This window comes from Tsuneonella dongtanensis (assembly GCF_001698205.1).
In the GTDB taxonomy this organism is placed as follows: Bacteria; Pseudomonadota; Alphaproteobacteria; order Sphingomonadales; family Sphingomonadaceae; genus Tsuneonella; species Tsuneonella dongtanensis.
The window spans coordinates 1,498,731-1,515,339 of record NZ_CP016591.1; the positions used below are offsets into that span (position 1 = coordinate 1,498,731).

General features: G+C 67.8%; 15 protein-coding genes. 7 read left to right on the plus strand and 8 right to left on the minus strand.

Annotated features, from left to right (window positions below; genetic code table 11):
* Positions 1–17: 17 nt before the first annotated feature.
* Both A6F68_RS07225 and A6F68_RS07230 read left to right on the plus strand, forming a co-directional pair.
* Positions 18–2,135, plus strand: a complete 2,118-nt coding sequence (locus A6F68_RS07225) for an autotransporter assembly complex protein TamA (protein ID WP_232308217.1) — start codon at positions 18–20, stop codon at positions 2,133–2,135.
* Positions 2,135–6,319, plus strand: a complete 4,185-nt coding sequence (locus tag A6F68_RS07230; protein ID WP_067677926.1) for a translocation/assembly module TamB domain-containing protein — start codon at positions 2,135–2,137, stop codon at positions 6,317–6,319. Before A6F68_RS07225 ends, A6F68_RS07230 begins: the two co-directional genes overlap by 1 nt.
* 56 nt (positions 6,320–6,375) lie before the next feature.
* Here A6F68_RS07230 and A6F68_RS07235 read toward each other — a convergent pair whose 3' ends face one another.
* The 3 genes from A6F68_RS07235 to A6F68_RS07245 form a co-directional block, all read right to left on the minus strand.
* Entirely contained in the window at positions 6,376–6,936 is a 561-nt protein-coding gene (locus A6F68_RS07235; RefSeq protein WP_067677929.1) for a fasciclin domain-containing protein, read from the minus strand.
* Positions 6,937–6,949: 13 nt separating this feature from the next.
* Positions 6,950–7,897, minus strand: a complete 948-nt coding sequence (locus A6F68_RS07240; protein WP_067677932.1) for a hypothetical protein — start codon at positions 7,895–7,897, stop codon at positions 6,950–6,952.
* Positions 7,898–7,993: 96 nt separating this feature from the next.
* Entirely contained in the window at positions 7,994–8,623 is a 630-nt protein-coding gene (locus A6F68_RS07245; protein ID WP_067677935.1) for a lysozyme, read from the minus strand.
* A gap of 166 nt (positions 8,624–8,789) precedes the next feature.
* Between A6F68_RS07245 and A6F68_RS07250 the strand changes: the two genes are divergently transcribed.
* From A6F68_RS07250 to A6F68_RS07260, 3 genes are all read left to right on the plus strand, one after another.
* A complete protein-coding gene (locus A6F68_RS07250; RefSeq protein WP_157096681.1) occupies positions 8,790–9,344 on the plus strand; it encodes a hypothetical protein in 555 nt (184 codons plus the stop codon).
* Between the two features lie 94 nt (positions 9,345–9,438).
* Entirely contained in the window at positions 9,439–9,657 is a 219-nt protein-coding gene (locus A6F68_RS07255) for a helix-turn-helix transcriptional regulator (protein ID WP_067677942.1), read from the plus strand.
* Positions 9,641–10,303, plus strand: coding sequence for a hypothetical protein (locus tag A6F68_RS07260; RefSeq protein ID WP_157096682.1), 663 nt, complete (start codon positions 9,641–9,643; stop codon positions 10,301–10,303). Before A6F68_RS07255 ends, A6F68_RS07260 begins: the two co-directional genes overlap by 17 nt.
* A gap of 57 nt (positions 10,304–10,360) precedes the next feature.
* Here the strand turns inward: A6F68_RS07260 and glnA are convergent, their stop codons facing one another.
* The 4 genes from glnA to A6F68_RS07280 all read right to left on the minus strand — a co-directional run bounded on the left by glnA (position 10,361) and on the right by A6F68_RS07280 (position 13,735).
* Positions 10,361–11,770 carry a type I glutamate--ammonia ligase gene (gene glnA, locus A6F68_RS07265; RefSeq protein WP_067677948.1) on the minus strand — a complete coding sequence of 470 codons (1,410 nt, stop codon included), beginning with the start codon at positions 11,768–11,770 and terminating at the stop codon, positions 10,361–10,363.
* Between the two features lie 78 nt (positions 11,771–11,848).
* Positions 11,849–12,187: a P-II family nitrogen regulator gene (locus A6F68_RS07270; RefSeq protein ID WP_067677951.1), complete on the minus strand. Its 339-nt coding sequence runs from the start codon at positions 12,185–12,187 to the stop codon at positions 11,849–11,851.
* 257 nt (positions 12,188–12,444) lie between these two features.
* Positions 12,445–13,383 (minus strand): N-acetyl-gamma-glutamyl-phosphate reductase, encoded by a 939-nt coding sequence (gene argC / locus A6F68_RS07275; RefSeq protein WP_067677954.1) that lies wholly within the window; start codon positions 13,381–13,383, stop codon positions 12,445–12,447.
* 4 nt (positions 13,384–13,387) lie between these two features.
* A complete protein-coding gene (locus A6F68_RS07280; RefSeq protein WP_067677957.1) occupies positions 13,388–13,735 on the minus strand; it encodes a hypothetical protein in 348 nt (115 codons plus the stop codon).
* Between the two features lie 180 nt (positions 13,736–13,915).
* Here A6F68_RS07280 and A6F68_RS07285 point away from each other — a divergent pair, with 180 nt between their 5' ends.
* Together A6F68_RS07285 and A6F68_RS07290 are read left to right on the plus strand one after the other, a co-directional pair.
* Positions 13,916–14,857, plus strand: a complete 942-nt coding sequence (locus tag A6F68_RS07285) for a fatty acid desaturase (protein WP_067682258.1) — start codon at positions 13,916–13,918, stop codon at positions 14,855–14,857.
* Positions 14,857–15,210, plus strand: a complete 354-nt coding sequence (locus tag A6F68_RS07290; protein WP_067677960.1) for a diacylglycerol kinase — start codon at positions 14,857–14,859, stop codon at positions 15,208–15,210. The genes A6F68_RS07285 and A6F68_RS07290 overlap by 1 nt, the downstream gene beginning before the upstream one ends.
* Here A6F68_RS07290 and A6F68_RS07295 read toward each other — a convergent pair.
* Positions 15,196–16,578, minus strand: coding sequence for a leucyl aminopeptidase family protein (locus tag A6F68_RS07295; protein ID WP_067677963.1), 1,383 nt, complete (start codon positions 16,576–16,578; stop codon positions 15,196–15,198). The genes A6F68_RS07290 and A6F68_RS07295 overlap by 15 nt on opposite strands.
* Between the last annotated feature and the right edge of the window lie 31 nt (positions 16,579–16,609).

Consider the following 16,609-nt stretch of genomic DNA (forward strand, 5'->3'; position numbering starts at 1 on the left):
CTCTCCTCGCTCTGGCGGTGGCGGGCCTGAGCTTCGCTCCGATCGCGGGGCGAGCGCAGGATCGTCAGGCGCCGCCTGCGCTCGAAGACCTCATTCCCGATTCGGCGGTGGCGAACCCCGAAGACTGGGCCCAGCAGGGCGCACCCGCGGCGCCCGACGAGGACGCTGCCGTGGAGGCGATGGCGGACCTCGATCCGGATGCCCCTCTCGCCGAAGTGCCGCCCATCGACGTCGCGTGGCCCGACAACATCGATCTGCCGCAGCTGGCTCCGCTCGAACCGGACGATTCGATCCAGTTCGCCGATGCCATGGACGAAGACGAAGCACGGCCCGGACTGGCCGAGGCAGATGTCGTCGAGATCACACCGGAACTCACGCTGGCGTTCCCGACCGATCCATCGGCTTTTCCCGAGCGGGCTGCATTCGCGGAGCGGTTCGGTCAGCTCTCGACCGTAGCCGAGCTTGAAAGCGACGAGGACAACATCGCCCAGCTGGCGGCGCGGGCGAAGGCGGACGAGGAACTGCTCGCCACGATGCTGCGCGTCTACGGATATTTCGACGCGCAGGTCATCAGGACGATCGGCGCGATCAATCCGGGCGAGACGAACGCGAACCAGCAACCCCAAGTCCGCTTCGACCTGATTCCTGGGACCCGATTCCGGTTCGGCGCGGTCGATCTCGGCCAGCTGCTCACCGCTCCCGACTGGCAGGCCCTGCGCCGTGCGTTCGAGATCGAGACCGGCGATCCGCTGTCGAGCGACACGATCGTGGCGGAGCAATTCGATCTCGACCGGGCGCTTGGCGAGATGGGTTATCCGTTCGCCGCGATCTCCGAGCCCGAACTGCTGGTGGATCACGCCCGCAACGAGGGCGACCTGACGATGAAGGTCGAGCCGGGCGGCAAGTTCGTGTTCGGCAAGGTCAATTCGAACCTGCCCGAGTTCCTCTCGGGACGGCACCTCGGAACCATCGCGCGCTTCGATCCGGGCGACGTCTACCAGCGCAGCCTCGATTTCGACCTGCGCCGAGCGATAATCTCGACCGGCCTGGTTTCGACGGTCACGGTCAGCCCCCGCAAGGTCCGCGATCCGGTTGGCGACCAGCCGGGCGAGGTCGAGCTCGACGTCGAGATGACGAAGGCCAAGCTGCGCACCATCGCGGGTGCGATCGGCTACGGGACGGGCGAGGGCTTCCGCGCGCAGGCGAGCTGGGAGCATCGCAACCTCTTCCCCCCGGAAGGCATGCTGCGCCTTCGCGGGATCGCCGGCACGCGCGAGCAGCTTGCCGGGGTGACGTTCCGCAAGAACAACTTCGGTGGCCGCGACGAGGTGCTGACGGTCGATGCGTTCGCCTCGACGATCGACAGCGATGCCTACGATGCGAACACGGTGTCGCTGATCGGCACCTACGAACGGCTGTCGAACCTCCTGTTCCAGAAGCCGCTCAGCTGGAGCGTCGGGCTCGAAGCGGTCGCGACGGACGAGCGCAATCGCGTCGTCGGGGGAATACCCCGTCCGCGCCAGACCTACTTCGTCGGCGCCATCCCGCTCTATGCGATGCTCGACACCACGGACGACCTGCTCGACCCGAAGCGTGGCTTCCGGACCGGGCTCCGCCTCTCGCCGGAAACGTCGCGCTCACAGGGCGTCCAGAGTTTTTATCTGCGCGGGCAGTTCGACGCGAGCTATTACCAGCCGGTTTCGGAGCGCGTCGTCGCAGCCGGTCGCGTGCGCTTCGCCTCGATCCCAGGCGCGCCGCTCTTCCGAATCGCCCCGTCGCGCCGCCTCTATGCGGGCGGCGGCGGTTCGGTGCGCGGATACGGATACCAGCGGGTCGGCCCCAAGAACGACCTGCTCGAGCCGGTCGGCGGCCGCTCGCTAGTCGAAGTGTCGGCCGAGGCGCGGATCGGAACGAAGTTCTTCGATGGCGCGCTGTCCGTGGTGCCTTTCTTCGATGCCGCGTCCGTGTCGATCGACCCAGTCCCGGACTTCCGCTTCATCAAGTACGGGGCCGGCATTGGCGTGCGTTACAACACCGGCTTCGGCCCGCTCCGCCTCGATGTCGCCACGCCGCTCAACCCGGATGAAGGCGACAGCCGCATCGCAGTCTACATATCGCTGGGGCAGGCGTTCTGATGGCGGAGGAGGGCGTCCCCGCAGAGACTGCGCCCGTGCGCCGCCGGTTTCACCGCACCCGCCGGGTGAGCAAGTGGCTGGTCGGCGGGATCGCGGCGATCCTGCTGTTGCTCGTCGCGGCGCTCGCGCTGCTCAACAGTCCTATTGGACAGCGATGGGTGGTCGATCGGATCGCCCAGGTCGCGCCCGCCTCTGGACTCACGATCGAGATTGGCCGGATCGACGGCGATCTTTACGGGAAAGCGCAGCTTCACGACGTGACGCTGTCGGATCCCAAGGGCCCCTTTCTCACCGTCCCGCTGGTCGACCTCGACTGGCGACCGATGAGCTGGTTCACCCGCGGGCTCGACGTGCGCGAGCTCGTCACGCACCGCGGCACCCTCTTCCGCCTGCCCGAGCTCAATCCCGGCGATCCCGACGCACCGATCCTGCCCAATTTCGAGATTCGCATCGACAAGCTGGAAGTGCGCGACCTGACGATCGCCAAGGGGCTCGCTGGGCCCGAGGCGCACAAGGCCAACCTGCTGGCGAAGGCCGACATCCGCGACGGGCGGGTGATGGTGACTGCCGACGGGCGGCTGGGCCGCTTCGACCGGTTGCACATGCTCGTCGACGCCATGCCCGATGGCGACAGGTTCGACCTGGAGCTGGACTACCTGGCACCCAAGGGCGGCGTCATCGCGGGGCTGGTCGGCACAGAGGCCGGCTATCGCGCGCAGGTGTTCGGTGACGGTTCGTGGAGCCAGTGGACCGGTGGTGGTTACGTCACGCGCGACGGCGCCAACTTCGCGGCTTTTCGCCTGACCAATGCGGCAGGCGACTACACCCTGGTGGGCCAGGCGCGGCCGCAGCCGGCTCTGGCGCCGGGGCTCCTGCGCAATGCGGCGGGGGAGCGGGTCTCGTACAAGGCCACCGGGACGTTCGCAGACAGCGCATTCGACGGCACGGTGCGACTGGTGACCTCCGCAATCGCGGGGACGGCCACCGGGAGGGTCGACCTCGGCGAGAATACGGTCGAGGGGCTCGCGCTCACCGCGCGCCTGCGCGACCCTTCGCTGTTCGGCCCGGGTACGCGGGTGGAGGGCGCGCGCCTCGTTGCCACCGTGGATGGGCCGCTGCGCGACCTGGCGCTCGAGCACCGGCTGTCGGTGGCGAAGTTCATTTCCGGCACGACCCAGGTCGCCGGGCTGGAGCAACAGGGTACCGCGACATACGACGGGACCCGTTGGACACTGCCGCTCGATGTGGCGCTGGCGCGGGTGGTCACCGGCACCGAGCAACTCGATCCCCGGCTGGTGAACGGAACTGTCCGCGGCACGGTGACCTGGCAAGGCAACCGGCTGGCATCGGACAAGCTGGCGATCGTCTTCCCCAATGCCCGCGCCGACCTCGCGCTTCAGGGCGATATCGCGGCGAATACCTACCGCGTGAGCGGGCCGGTGGTCGCCAACGGCCTTGCCATCGACAACGTCGGGACCCTCAACGCCGGCGGCAGGATCGTCGCGACCTTCGGCAGCGCGCCGTGGACCCTGTCGGCCGACATGCGCGGGCGCATTCCTCGGGTGACGAATGCCACCCTGGCCAACCTCGCAGGACCGTCGATCGCGTTCAGTGGCGGCATCACGACCGGCGGTGCCCGGCCGCTCGATTTCCGCGGCGTGCGGATCGATGCCGCGAAGCTGAACCTGACGCTCGACGGCATGATCCGTCCGGATCGCACAAGTGTCGCGGGGCGCGGGAGGCATGTGGACTATGGGCCTTTCACCGTCGAGGGTGCCTACACCTCGCGCGGGCCCGAGGCGGTACTCGTTTTTGCCAGCCCGCTTCCTGCCGCAGGGCTGCGCGACGTCCGGGTTGCCATTGCGCCGATCGAGAACGGATTCGGCATCGAGACGCGCGGCCAGTCGCTGCTCGGCCCATTCGACGGCACGATCGATCTCTACGCGCCGGCGAACGGTCCAACCCGTCTGGCAATCCGCAAGTTTGACGTCTGGCGGACCTCGGTCACCGGGGATCTCAATCTGGGCGATGGCGCGGCATCGGGCACGCTTGCGCTCGCGGGCGGCGGCCTCGACGGTACTATCGCGTTGAGCCCGCGTGGCGGCGGTCAGGCGTTCGATGCGAAGATCATCGCCCGCGAAGCGCGCTTCGGCGGTGAGACGCCCATCTCGATCGGGCGCGCGGATATCGAGGCGAACGGATTGCTGGCCCAGGGACGCAGCACGATCGGGGCGAACGTGCTTGCCCAGGGGATTACCTATGGCACCCTGTTCATCGGGCGACTTGCGGCGCGCGCCGACCTCGAGAACGGGGCGGGGACCGTCACTGCCTCGGTAGCGGGGCGCCGGGGCAGCCGCTTCGCGCTGCAGCTCAATGCAGGAATTTCGCCGAACCGTGTCGCGGTAGCCGCACGGGGCAACTACGCCGGGCGGGCGATCACGATGCCGCGCCGCGCCGTGCTCCTGAGGCAGGACGATGGCGGCTGGCGGCTCGAGCCCACGCAGGTCAACTTTGCCGGCGGGGCGCTGATCGGATCGGGCGAACTCGGTGGCCAGCGGACCGTCATGCGGGTCCAGATGGCGGAAATGCCGCTATCGGTGGCCGACATCTTCATGGAGCTGGGCCTGGGAGGGAAGATCTCGGGCGTGGTCGATTTCGCCAGCGGGGGCGGAGCGCCGCTTACGGGCGAGGCGCGGTTCAAGGTGGATGACCTGACCCGTTCGGGGCTCGTCCTCACCTCACGCCCGATGGACCTTGCGATGGTCCTGCGGCTCACGCCCGACAGGCTTGAGACCCGTGCGGTGCTGGACGAAGGCGGTCAGCGGCGTGGACGGGTGCAGGGACGCATCGTCGGGCTTCCGCCAAGCGGCGCGCTCTACGACCGGCTCCGTGCGGGAGACCTGTTCGCGCAGCTGCGCTACAACGGTCCGGCCGACGCGCTGTGGCGGCTTGCGGCGGTCGATGCCTTCGACCTGACCGGCCCGCTTTCGGTCGCCGCCGACGTGACCGGGTCGCTGGCGACCCCGACGGTGCGCGGCTCGCTGGCGAGCAATGACCTTCGCCTCCGCTCCAGCCTGTCCGGCACCGACCTGACCGGCGTCACCGCGCGCGGGACCTTTGCCGGGTCGCGCCTGCGACTGACGAGCTTCCGGGGCTCCACGCCGAATGGCGGTACGGTCAGCGGCAGCGGCACGATCGTTCTGGAAGACCTGGGCGCCAAGAGTCCGCAACTCGACATCCGGGTGGCGGCGCGCAACGCCCGCCTGCTCAATGCGCAGGGCCTCAGCGCCACGGTCACGGGCCCGCTGCGGATACTGTCCGACGGCGTTGGCGGCACGATCGCGGGCCGCCTGCTCGTCGACAGGGCCAGCTGGAAGCTCGGGACGGCGGCGGCCGATGTGCGCCTGCCGCAGATCCGCACGCGCGAGATCAACCTGCCCTACGACGTCCGCCCGCGCGCGGTCGCGAGCGCACCGTGGCGCTACCTCATCGATGCCCGCGCGCCTGCACGGGTCGACGTGGACGGGATGGGACTAGACAGCGAATGGAGCGCCAACGTCCTCGTGCGCGGGACAACCGACGATCCGCGGATCGGCGGGGAGGCACGGGTGGTGCGCGGTGACTACTCTTTCGCCGGCACGCGGTTCGAGCTGGTGCGGGGCGTCATCCGGTTCGACGAGAACGTCCCGATCGACCCGCGCCTCGACATCGTGGCCGAAAGCGACGCCGAGGGTATCGATGTCGCCGCCAAGGTTCAGGGCAGCGCGCTCAAGCCGGAGATCACCTTCACCTCCACCCCGGCGCTGCCCGAAGAGGAAATCCTCGCGCGGTTGCTGTTCGGAGGTTCGATCACCGAGCTTTCGGCGACAGACGTGCTGCAGCTGGGATCGGCGCTCGCCTCGCTGCGTGGTGGCGGGGGGATGGACCCGATAAACCGGCTGCGGAGCGCGATCGGGCTCGACCGACTGCGCATCGTCAGCGCGGATCCGGCGCTGGGCCGCGCGACATCGATCGCGCTCGGCAAGAACATCGGCCGCAAGTTTTACGTGGAGATCGTCACCGACGGGCGGGGATACAGCGCCACTTCCGCCGAGTTCCGTGTGACCAGCTGGCTGTCGATCCTTGGAACGATCTCGACCCTCGGCCGGGAATCGATCGTGGCGGAAGTCAGCCGCGATTACTGACATGAAAACGCCCGGTGCGCGCTGAGCACACCGGGCGTTTCGTAACCGTATTACGGTCAGCCAGCGGGGGCCGGCGGCACTTTCTTGACCAGCCCGTCGAGCGGCAGGACGACACCGTTGGTCGCCACGAGCGCATCGCCCGCGACAGTCGCCTTCGAGCCGTCGGCGCCCGACACGGTGATGGTGTCGCCCTCGGCAGTGAAGGTCACCTGTCCGTCGTCGAGGGTCGTCATGGTGACGGGACCCTTCTTGTCGGCAACGGCCTTGCGGATCGCATCCGGGGTCAGGTGCCCCGGGAGGATATGACCGCGCAGGACCGCCACCAGCTCGGCGCGATGCTCTTCGCCGGAAAGGGTCTTCCCCGCCTCGCCGAACGCGTCGTCGCTGGGCGCGAGAACCGTGTAGCTGCCCGGCCCGTCGAAGACATCGGCGAGCCCCGCCTCGTTCAGTGCGCTGGACAGGGTGGCGAGCTCGTTGTCGCCCCCTATCGCGGCGGCGAGGGTGTCCGTCGCCTCGGCAGAGGCGGCATCACCAGAGCTCTCCGCCTGCGAACACGCGGCGAGCGGGGCCAGCAGCGAGAGAGCGGCCGCAGCGGCGATAGGCTTGAAAGATCTCATCGTCGCATCTCCCTCAGGTCAACAGCTGGATGGCGGCGGCGACGAGCTGCGTCGTGGGGTCGACCTGGTACACATAGCCGTCCGAATAGCGGTAATAGGCATCCGGGCTGTCGTAGTACCGGTCGCGGTACTGGTAGGGGACGTTGTAGACGTCGTAACCAGTCGGCATCGGCTGCCCGACGACGAATTCGTCACCGGTCAGGAGCGCTGCGACCGAAGTGATCGCAGCGGTTTCCGGGTCGACCCGGTACAGCACGTCGTCGGCGTACCGGTACCCGTTGGCAGGCCCGAGGTTGTAGTAGTCGACGTAGTACTGCGGCACCGAAACCGGCTGGTAATAGCTCGGCCACTCGTTGCCGACCGACAGGGCGCCGCCGAGTAGGGGAATGTAACCCAGAACCGACCCGCGATCGCTTATGCGGTAGAGGTAGCCGTCGCCGTACCGATAACGGCCGTCGCCGAGCGATCCATAACCGAAATACGACGGGCGGTAGAAGCCATCGCTCCAGTCACCCTGCTTCTTGGCCTGGCCCGGGGGCATGCAGCCGTTGTTTTTCTTGGCGAGGCCCGGCGGGCACCCGTCGAAATAGGCGCGCGAGCCGGGTTCGAACGACACCGTGCGGACATCGCGATAGCCGTCCCGGCGATAATCGCGATCCTCGCGACGGTCATAGGTCCTGTTGTCGACACGAACGTCGTTGCCACGCTCGACCTTGCGATCGGCCCGGTATTCGGGCCCACGGTCGACCTTCGCTGGCTTCATCGCCTGTCCGCGATCGGACTTGGCTTCGCGCATGGCGGGGCCGCGATCCTGCTTGCCGCCGCCATTGCCATTTGCCTTCATCGACATCTCGGGCTTGCCGCCCTTGTTTCCGCCGTTCCCATTGCCCTTGCCGGGTTCGGCATGCGCGCCCGTGGCGGCGAGGGCGATGGCGGCAGCGCTGATCAGAAACTTGCGCATTTTGCATCTCCTTTGCCGGGTGAACGGTGCGCGGTGCCGGGCGGTTCCATGAACGGCCTACAACGGCCCGCAAGTGTCTGCCATATTTGGAAGAATTTAAGCGGACGAGCCTTCGCGGTAGAGTGCGGCCTCGGCGGCACGCCGACGGGTCAGACCGGCCAGGACCCGTCCGCCGGCGCGGTTCCAGCGAGCGAATTCCGCTTCCGCTCCGGCAAAATCACCGGCGAGGTGTTTGCGGGTCAGCGTCGCGCGGGCGATCGCACCGGTGTTGTAGTGGAAGCTGACGAGGGCGTCGAACTGCGCCTGGCTGGTCGGAGCATCACCGATCGCGCGGGATACGTCGGCGGCATAGCGGACCAGGTCGGCCGCGAGCCGGGCGTCGGCCTCGGAGCGGGACCACACCGTGCCGGGGCCGATGCCGCGTCCCGTCGCGCCCCAACCGATGGTCCATGGCTCGCCGCCGGTCCCGGGGTCGGGATAGGCTTCGACCGAGCCATCCGGGCGCAATCGCGCGAGCCCCTCGAACTGCTGGATAAGCGCGATCCCGTGCGTCCCGATCGCACGCGTTTCCCGGGGATCTGTCACACCTGTCACACTGTCCAGGGAGGAAACAGCGGCGCCCCGCTGCGCCGCATCGATGGCTGCATCGAGTGCGGCCACCTCGCGGCGCGAGAATCCGCGCTTCAGCAGGCGACGTACGGTGTCGAATATCGGCTTGCGGTCCATGGAATGCCTCCGCGACAAGGGGGGGCACACGTACTACGCACGTGGTGACAGTGTAGGAAAATGAATTCGCGAAGGGCTGTCCGCGCTTGCGGTCGTTTTGGCCTTCCGCGAAAACCCCTATCGCCGCGACGGGTATCGTGAACCACGGTCCGCTATGGGCGATGCGATGAACGGCATGTCCCCGGACGACGCGAGAGTGGGTCAGCGGGCCGAGCCGCGGTGCGAGACCTTCGCGACCGCGCTGATGACATGGAGCTGGCACTCCGCCGCCGTCATGGTCTGCAATATCTCGTCACGCGGGATGATGATCGAAGGGGTGACGCTCCCCGCTCCCGGCGAAGCCGTCGGGTTGTGGAAGGGAGCGCAGTGCCTGAAGGCGCAGGTCGTCTGGCGAGAGGGGATGAGGGCAGGGCTGCACCTGGACGCGGCAATCGATCCGGCGGATTGGCGATCGACTTCTCATCCGGGGCAGATCGCTGTCGATCAGACGTTCCGGCGCCTCAAGCGTCTCGGCCCGTTCGTCGCCGACTTCGCCGAGTTCCCCGATCCCAGCCCGATCGGGGGAGAAATCCTGTGCGATGTGGCGCGCGGGCTCGAAGAACTCGGCGAATGCCTCGCTGCCGACGACCGAGTGATCGCGACCATCGCCGAAAAGCTCCAGGTCCTCGACATCGCATCGCAACTGCTGCGCAAGCTGGCCGCTCGTCCCCAGATCACCTGAGGAAAGGCGGTGGTCGCCTTCCGCCTGTCAAGAGTTCTGGACTGACAAGAGCTCTTTACAGTAAAGAGCTCTTTACAGGCATGGAGGCGATTCGGTGCTCAACCGGTTGCGTGAACAGCGCGAGGCGAAGGGGTGGAGCCAGGGCGAACTCGCCCGCCGGCTCGGAGTGTCGCGCCAGACGATCAACGCGGTCGAAACCGACAAGTACGATCCCTCGCTGCCTCTGGCGCTGCGCATGGCCAAGTTGTTCGCTGTCGCGGTGCCTGATCTCTTCATCGACGATTGGGAGCCGGAGAATGCAGATGGTCGATAACGCGCCGAAACCCTTCTGGTCAGGCTGGGTGAAGTTCGCCGGGCTCGCGCTCGCGGGTGGAGTGACCGGGTTCGTCCTCGCGCGGACAGTCGGACAATCTTTCGAAGCGGGCGGGGCCCTCTCGCACATTGCGGGATCTGAACCGGCTCTGCTGGTGGCGGCGATGTACATCCTGATGGGCGTCTTCGTCGGCCTCGGTACCTTGTCGCCGCGGATTGGCGCCGCGGTCCTGAACGTCGAGGACGCGGACGAGGTGCGCGAGCAGGCACCTGTGCTCCTGCCCAGTGCCATCGGCTGCGTGCTCATCGGACTGTCGCTCGTCGCGCTGGCCCTTGGCGGTCCCGCAGGCCCGCTCTCGCCCACGATGGCAGTGGGCATTGGGGCCGTTTCGCTGGCTATCGCAACCGTGGTGACGGTGAAGACCAATCGCCGCGCCGACGAACTGATGCGCGCGCTGTTTCGAGAGACCGGCGCGGCATCGTTCTATCTGATCTTCATCACCCTCGGCGGCTGGGCAGCGGCGGCGCAAATCGGGCTGGTCCCCGCGCCGAGCGCGATCGCGGTCCTGACCCTTCTCTGGGCCATGCCCCTCGTCGCGTCGTTCTGGGTCATCGGGCGGCGCGGAATGCTCAAGCCGCGCGGCTGAAAAGGCAAGGGGCGCCCGGTTTCCCGGACGCCCCCTTGTTTCCAGCGAGATCGATGATCAGGCGCTGAAATACATATCGTATTCGACCGAGCTCGGAGTGGTTTCCCAGCGGCTCACGTCGGCCCAGAGCAGTTCGGCATAGGCGTCGATCTGGTCCTTGGTGAACACGTCGCCCTTCAGCAGGAACTCGTGGTCCGCCTCGAGGCTCTCGAGCGCTTCCCGAAGGCTGCCGCACACGGTCGGGACCTCGGCGAGCTCTGCCGGCGGCAGGTCGTAGAGGTTCTTGTCCATCGCTTCGCCCGGGTGGATCTTGTTCTGGATCCCGTCGAGGCCGGCCATCAGCAGCGCGGCATAGGCGAGGTAGGGGTTGGCCATCGCATCGGGGAAACGGAATTCCACGCGCTTGGCCTTCTCACCGGCACCATAGGGGATACGGCACGAGGCCGAACGGTTGCGCGCCGAATAGGCGAGCAGCACCGGCGCTTCGAAGCCCGGGACCAGCCGCTTGTAGCTGTTGGTCGTCGGGTTGGTGAAGGCATTGAGCGCCTTCGCGTGCTTGATGACGCCGCCGATGAAATAGAGGCACATGTCGGACAGGCCGGCATAGCCGTTGCCCGCGAACAGCGGCTTCTTGCTGTCCCAGATCGACATGTGCGTGTGCATGCCGCTGCCGTTGTCGTCCTTGATCGGCTTGGGCATGAAGGTCGCGGTCTTGCCGTAGGCGTGGGCGACCTGGTGCACGACGTACTTGTAGATCTGCATCCGGTCGGCGGTCTCGACGAGCGTGCCGAAGGTCAGGCCCAGCTCGTGCTGCGCGGCGGCCACCTCGTGGTGGTGCTTGTCGCAGGGCAGGCCCATCTCGAGCATCGTCGCGACCATTTCGCCGCGGATGTCGACGGCGCTGTCGACCGGGGCGACCGGGAAGTAGCCGCCCTTTGCGCGCGGACGGTGGGCCATGTTGCCGGCCTCGTAGTCGCGGCCGGTGTTGGTCGGCAGCTCGATGTCGTCGATCTTGTAGCCCGAGCCGTCGTAGCCGTCATAGAACTTCACGTCGTCGAACATGAAGAATTCGGCTTCCGGGCCGACATAGACCGTGTCGCCGAGGCCGGTCGACTTGAGGAAGTTCTCGGCGCGCTTGGCGGTCGTGCGCGGGTCGCGCGAATACCATTCGCCGGTCGACGGTTCGACGATATCGCAGAACACGATCATCATCGGGGTCGCGCTGAAGGGATCCATGTAGACCCGCTCGAGGTCGGGCTTCAGGATCATGTCGGACTCGTTGATCACCTTCCAGCCGGCGATCGAAGAACCGTCGAACATCAGGCCGTCCTCGAGCTCGTCCTCGCCCAGCACGCTCGCGACCATCGTCAGGTGCTGCCACTTGCCCCGGGGATCGGTGAAGCGCAGGTCGACCCACTCGACCTCGTTTTCCTCGATCTGCTTGAGCACGTTCTTCGCGTTCGACATGTCATTTCCTCGTAGGTTGCCCGTTTGAGGCCGGGCGGGGATGGGTGCGGTCGGCGGGGTACAGGCCGACCGCGGAAACTAGATGGCGGCGTCGTCCTTCTCGCCGGTGCGGATGCGCAAGGCGGAATCGATCGTCGAGACGAAGATCTTGCCGTCGCCGATGCGGCCGGTCTGCGCGGCGGCAGCGATCGCCTCGACCACGCGCTCCGCCTGGTCGTCGGCGACCACGACCTCGAGCTTCACCTTGGGCAGGAAGTCGACGACGTATTCGGCGCCCCGGTAGAGCTCGGTGTGGCCTTTCTGGCGCCCGAACCCCTTGGCCTCGGTCACGGTGATGCCCGAGACGCCGACTTCGTGCAGCGCCTCCTTCACCTCGTCCAGCTTGAACGGCTTGATGATCGCTTCGATCTTCTTCACGTGACCCCCGCCAGTCGGTCGTTGTTGCGCATCGAGCCGGCCTGTCCAGCCGCGCAAGCGCGCGGGTGACGACCGGTCCGAGCTTTTGCTCCACCTCGGTACTTCAAGAATCGTGCCAAGGCAGACGCAGCGGGCCTAGGACATCGGCGGACCGGTTCAAAGGCGGTTTTTGGCAGAATCCGCGCGGCCGGACCCGCTGACGCGCAATATTCGAGCGGATGCCGCTTGATGCTGCCCGTCCTTGAAGCAGGCATTGCCTAAATTTTGGGCAGTCGCAATCCGGACGCTTCGTCGAGGCCGGCCATCAGATTGAGCGATTGCACCGCTGCGCCGCTCGCGCCCTTGCCCAGGTTGTCGAGGTCCGCGACCAGCCGGACCTGCGATCCGTCGGCGCTCGCGAATACGTGCAGATCCATCGCGTCGGATGGTTCGCGCGAGCGACGGAGGAGGAGTTCGCGATCGGCGGGGGCATCGCCCATGCGGACCACGCGGCGACCCTCATAGAAGCTCGCGAGCGCATCGCGCAGGGCGTCGGCCGTGCCGGCGCCGGGCATGGCCGCGAGGGGCAGGGGCACTTCGACGACCATGCCCCGATGCGCCGGGATCACCGCGGGCGTGAACAGCGGCGCCACCGACAGCCCGCAGCGGGCCTGCATCTCGGGAACGTGCTTGTGCCCAAGGCCGAGCGCGTATCCGCGCCAGGCGATGTCGCTATCCTCCTCGAAACGCGCGATCAGGCTCTTGCCGCCGCCCGAGTACCCGGAGACGGCGTTGCATGTGTACGGCCAGTCGGCGGGGAGGAGCCCGGCGCGCACCAGCGGCGCGACGAGCGCGATGAAACCGGTCGAATAGCAGCCGGGGTTCGAGACCCGCGCTGCTCCGGCGACGGCATCTCGGCCCACAACCTCGGGGAAGCCGTAGGTCCAGTCGTCGGCCACCCGGTGCGCGGTCGAGGCGTCGATGACCCGCGTGCCGCTGCCGGGGTCGATCATCGCGACCGCCTCGCGGGCAGCGTCGTCGGGCAGGCAGAGGATCGCGAAGTCAGCCGCGTTGAGCGCCTCGGCCCTCGCGGCGGCGTCCTTGCGCCGCGCCTCGTCGAGCGTGAGCAGTTCGAACTCGCTCCGGCCCGCGAGCCGGTCGGCGATTTCGAGCCCGGTCGTCCCGACCGCCCCGTCGATGAAGACCGTCGCCGTCATGGCGTCAGTCGGCGGGTTCGAGTTCGGTGAGGTGGAGGTAACCCGAGGGCCCCTCCGGTCCGAGGCAGCACCAGCACCAGTTCCCCGCGTAGTCGAGCGCCTCGACCCGGGTTCCGGGTTCGAGCCGCGTGACGACGTCGGTGCGGTCGCGCTGCTGGCACAGCAGGTCGGCCCCGGCGGCACCGACGGTCCGCAGGTGGGGAATTACGTAATGCGCGCACAGGTAGCGCTCGGCGAGCGCGATATGCGCCAGGTCGCCGCGGATCGGCAGCGTCCCGGTCGCCGGGCGCGCGCGCGGGCCGGACAGCGAAAGCTGTCCATCCGGCAGGGAATATGCGCCCTCTTCGATCACTGCTCTTTCCGGCCCCCGGGGAGTTGTCGCGGGCGCTTAGACGCAAGCGACTAACGGAGCAAGTTTGCCGAATCCTTGCCGCCTGCAGAAATGCACCGCGATGCATCGGACGGCGCAGGCCGATGCACCTGCCCGACGACTCCCTTCGAACCGAAACTTCGGTTCGAAGGGAGGCAAGTCATGAACCAGATCAACTCAGAGGTATTCACGCCCGATCCGCATCGCGACCGGCGCCGCGCATTGCTCAAGAACCATCCGGAGATCGCCGGGCTCGTGGGGCGCGATTCCCGTACGGCCGGCTGGATCGCTGTCGTTGTGACGGCGCAGGTCGCGCTCGCAGGCATCGCCGGGCTATTGCCGACGTGGGCCATGTTCGCATTGGCGTGGGGCGTCGGCGCCTTCGCGGCGCTGGCCCTGTGGACGCTCGTCCACGAATGCTCGCACGACTTGGTCCTGGGAAGCGCGAAGGCGAACCGCATGCTTGGCATCGCCGCGTCGTTACCGCTCGTGCTGCCGGTCGGGGCGGCATTCCGCACCTATCACCTGCTGCACCACCGGCATCCCGGCCACGCGATCTACGACGTCGACGTGCCCGCGCCGTGGGAAGCGCGCGCGGTGGGCAGTTGTCCGCTGCGCAAGTCCGTGTGGCTAGCGGCCAACCCGCTGCTCCAGTCGCTCCGTACGGCGCGCATCCGCGACGTGCCGATGGTCGACCGCTGGTTCGTCCTGAACCTCGCGGTCCAGATCGCGTTCGACGCGGCGGTTGGGATGCTGCTGGGCTGGCAGGCGCTCGCCTACCTCTTTGCCTCGAACTGCTTTGCGCTCGGGCTCCACCCGCTCGGCGCGCGCTTCGTGCAGGAACACTGCACGCTGCGCGAAGGGCAGGAGACGACCTCGTACTACGGCTCCGCCAACCGGCTGGTGTTCAATGCGGGCTACCACAACGAGCATCACGACGTGGCGCGCATTCCGTGGAGCCGGTTGCCGGCGCTGCGTGCGGCGGCGCCAGAATTCTACGATACGCTGCACGCGGAAACCTCGTGGAGCCGGCTGCTGCTTCGCTTCCTGACCGACAAGTCCTTAAGGATCGACAGCCGCGTCGTGCGCGGGGAGGTGGGGTGATGAAGAACGCAGGGATCCTGGCCCGCGCGGGCTACAGCATCGCGGGCCTGCGCGCGGCCTGGCGCGAGGAGCGCAGCTTCCGCGACCACGTGGCGCTCTCAATGCTCCTGCTGGCGGGCATGGCGGTGCTGCGGCCGGACGCGTGGTGGTGGGCGGTGATCGTCCTCGCGCTCGCGTGCGGCTGGGCATTCGAGGCCATGAACGCGGCGCTCGAGGCGCTGTGCGACAGGCTCCATCCCGCCCGCGATCCGGCGATCGGGCGGGCCAAGGACATGGCCTCGGCCGCGGCCTTCGTCGTCAATTGCGCCGCCGCCGGCCTGGCGATCGCGATGGTCGTCTCAACCGTAGCGTGACCGGAGCATGTGCCACGTCGCCCGCAGGCCCAGCGCGGCGCCGCCCTTGGGCCGCCCAGGCTTCGCGGCGGGGCGCCAGGCGAAGGTATCGAAGTGGGCCCAGTCGATGCCGTCTCCGACGAACTTGTCGAGGAACAATCCGGCCACGCTGGCCCCGGCGAAACCGTTGGTGTGGCTGTTGTTGATCCCGGCGATGTCGGACTTGAGGTATTCGCGGTAGCTCTCGGGCAGGGGCAGGCGCCAGACCTCGTCGTCGTTCGCCTTGCCCGCGTCGAGCAGGGCCTGCGCGGTTTCGTCGGTCCGCGCCATGAGCGCGGGAAGGTCCGGGCCGAGCGCCACGCGCGCGGCACCGGTCAGCGTCGCGAAATCGAGGATCAGGTCGGGCTTCTCCTCGCTCGCCCGGGTAAGCGCGTCGGCAAGGACAAGGCGACCTTCCGCGTCTGTATTGCCGATCTCGACCGTCAGGCCCTTGCGGCTCTTCAGCACGTCGCCCGGACGGAATGCGTTGCCGGCGATGGCGTTTTCCACCGCAGGGATCAGCAGGTGCAGCCGCACCTTGAGGCCCGCACCCATGACGAGGCCCGCGAGCGCCAGCGCGTGCGCCGCGCCGCCCATGTCCTTCTTCATCAGCAGCATGCCCGCCGCCGGCTTCACGTCGAGTCCGCCGCTGTCGAAGCATACGCCCTTGCCGACGATCGCGAGGACCGGGTGCTTCTCGTCGCCCCAGGTCAAGTGGATGAGGCGCGGCGCATGTTCGCGCGCGGCGGCACGGCCGACCGCGTGGACCATCGGATATTCGCGTTCCAGCGCTTCACCCTTGGTGACCGAAAGCTTCGCCTTGTGGGCCTTCGCCAGCGCCTCCGCCTCGGCTTCGAGCGCAGCGGGGCCCATGTCCTCGGCAGGGGTGTTGACCAGCGTCGCGACCTTCATCGCGGCCTGCGCTTCGGCAACGGCAGGCTCGATGGCCTTGGCGTCCTTCGTCAGCAGCACGCGGGGCCCTGCCGGCTTGTCATCGTCCTTGTAGCGCGCGAAGCGATACTGCGCGGTCTGCCAGCCGAAGAGGGCTGGGCCGGGCTCGCCGCCTTCCCTGCGATAGGTGCCTTCGGGCAGCGCTTCGGCGAGCTTGGCCATGCACCAGCTCGACAGCTCGTCCGGATTGGCGACCCCGCCGACCGCGAACCAGCCGTCTCCGTCGGGCACGATGCCGACCTGGTAGCCGCTGCCGTCGAACTTCTGCGCCTCCAGCGCGGCGCGCTGGCCCTTCGTCAGGGTCTTCGCCCAGTCGGCAAAGCCGGCTTTGTCGACAAGGTGGATCGCGGTTGCGGCCTGGCCGCGGTCGGGCTGGATTAGCTCGGGGGTTTTGCTCATATGCCTGACACCTAGCGACTGCTTCGAGGAT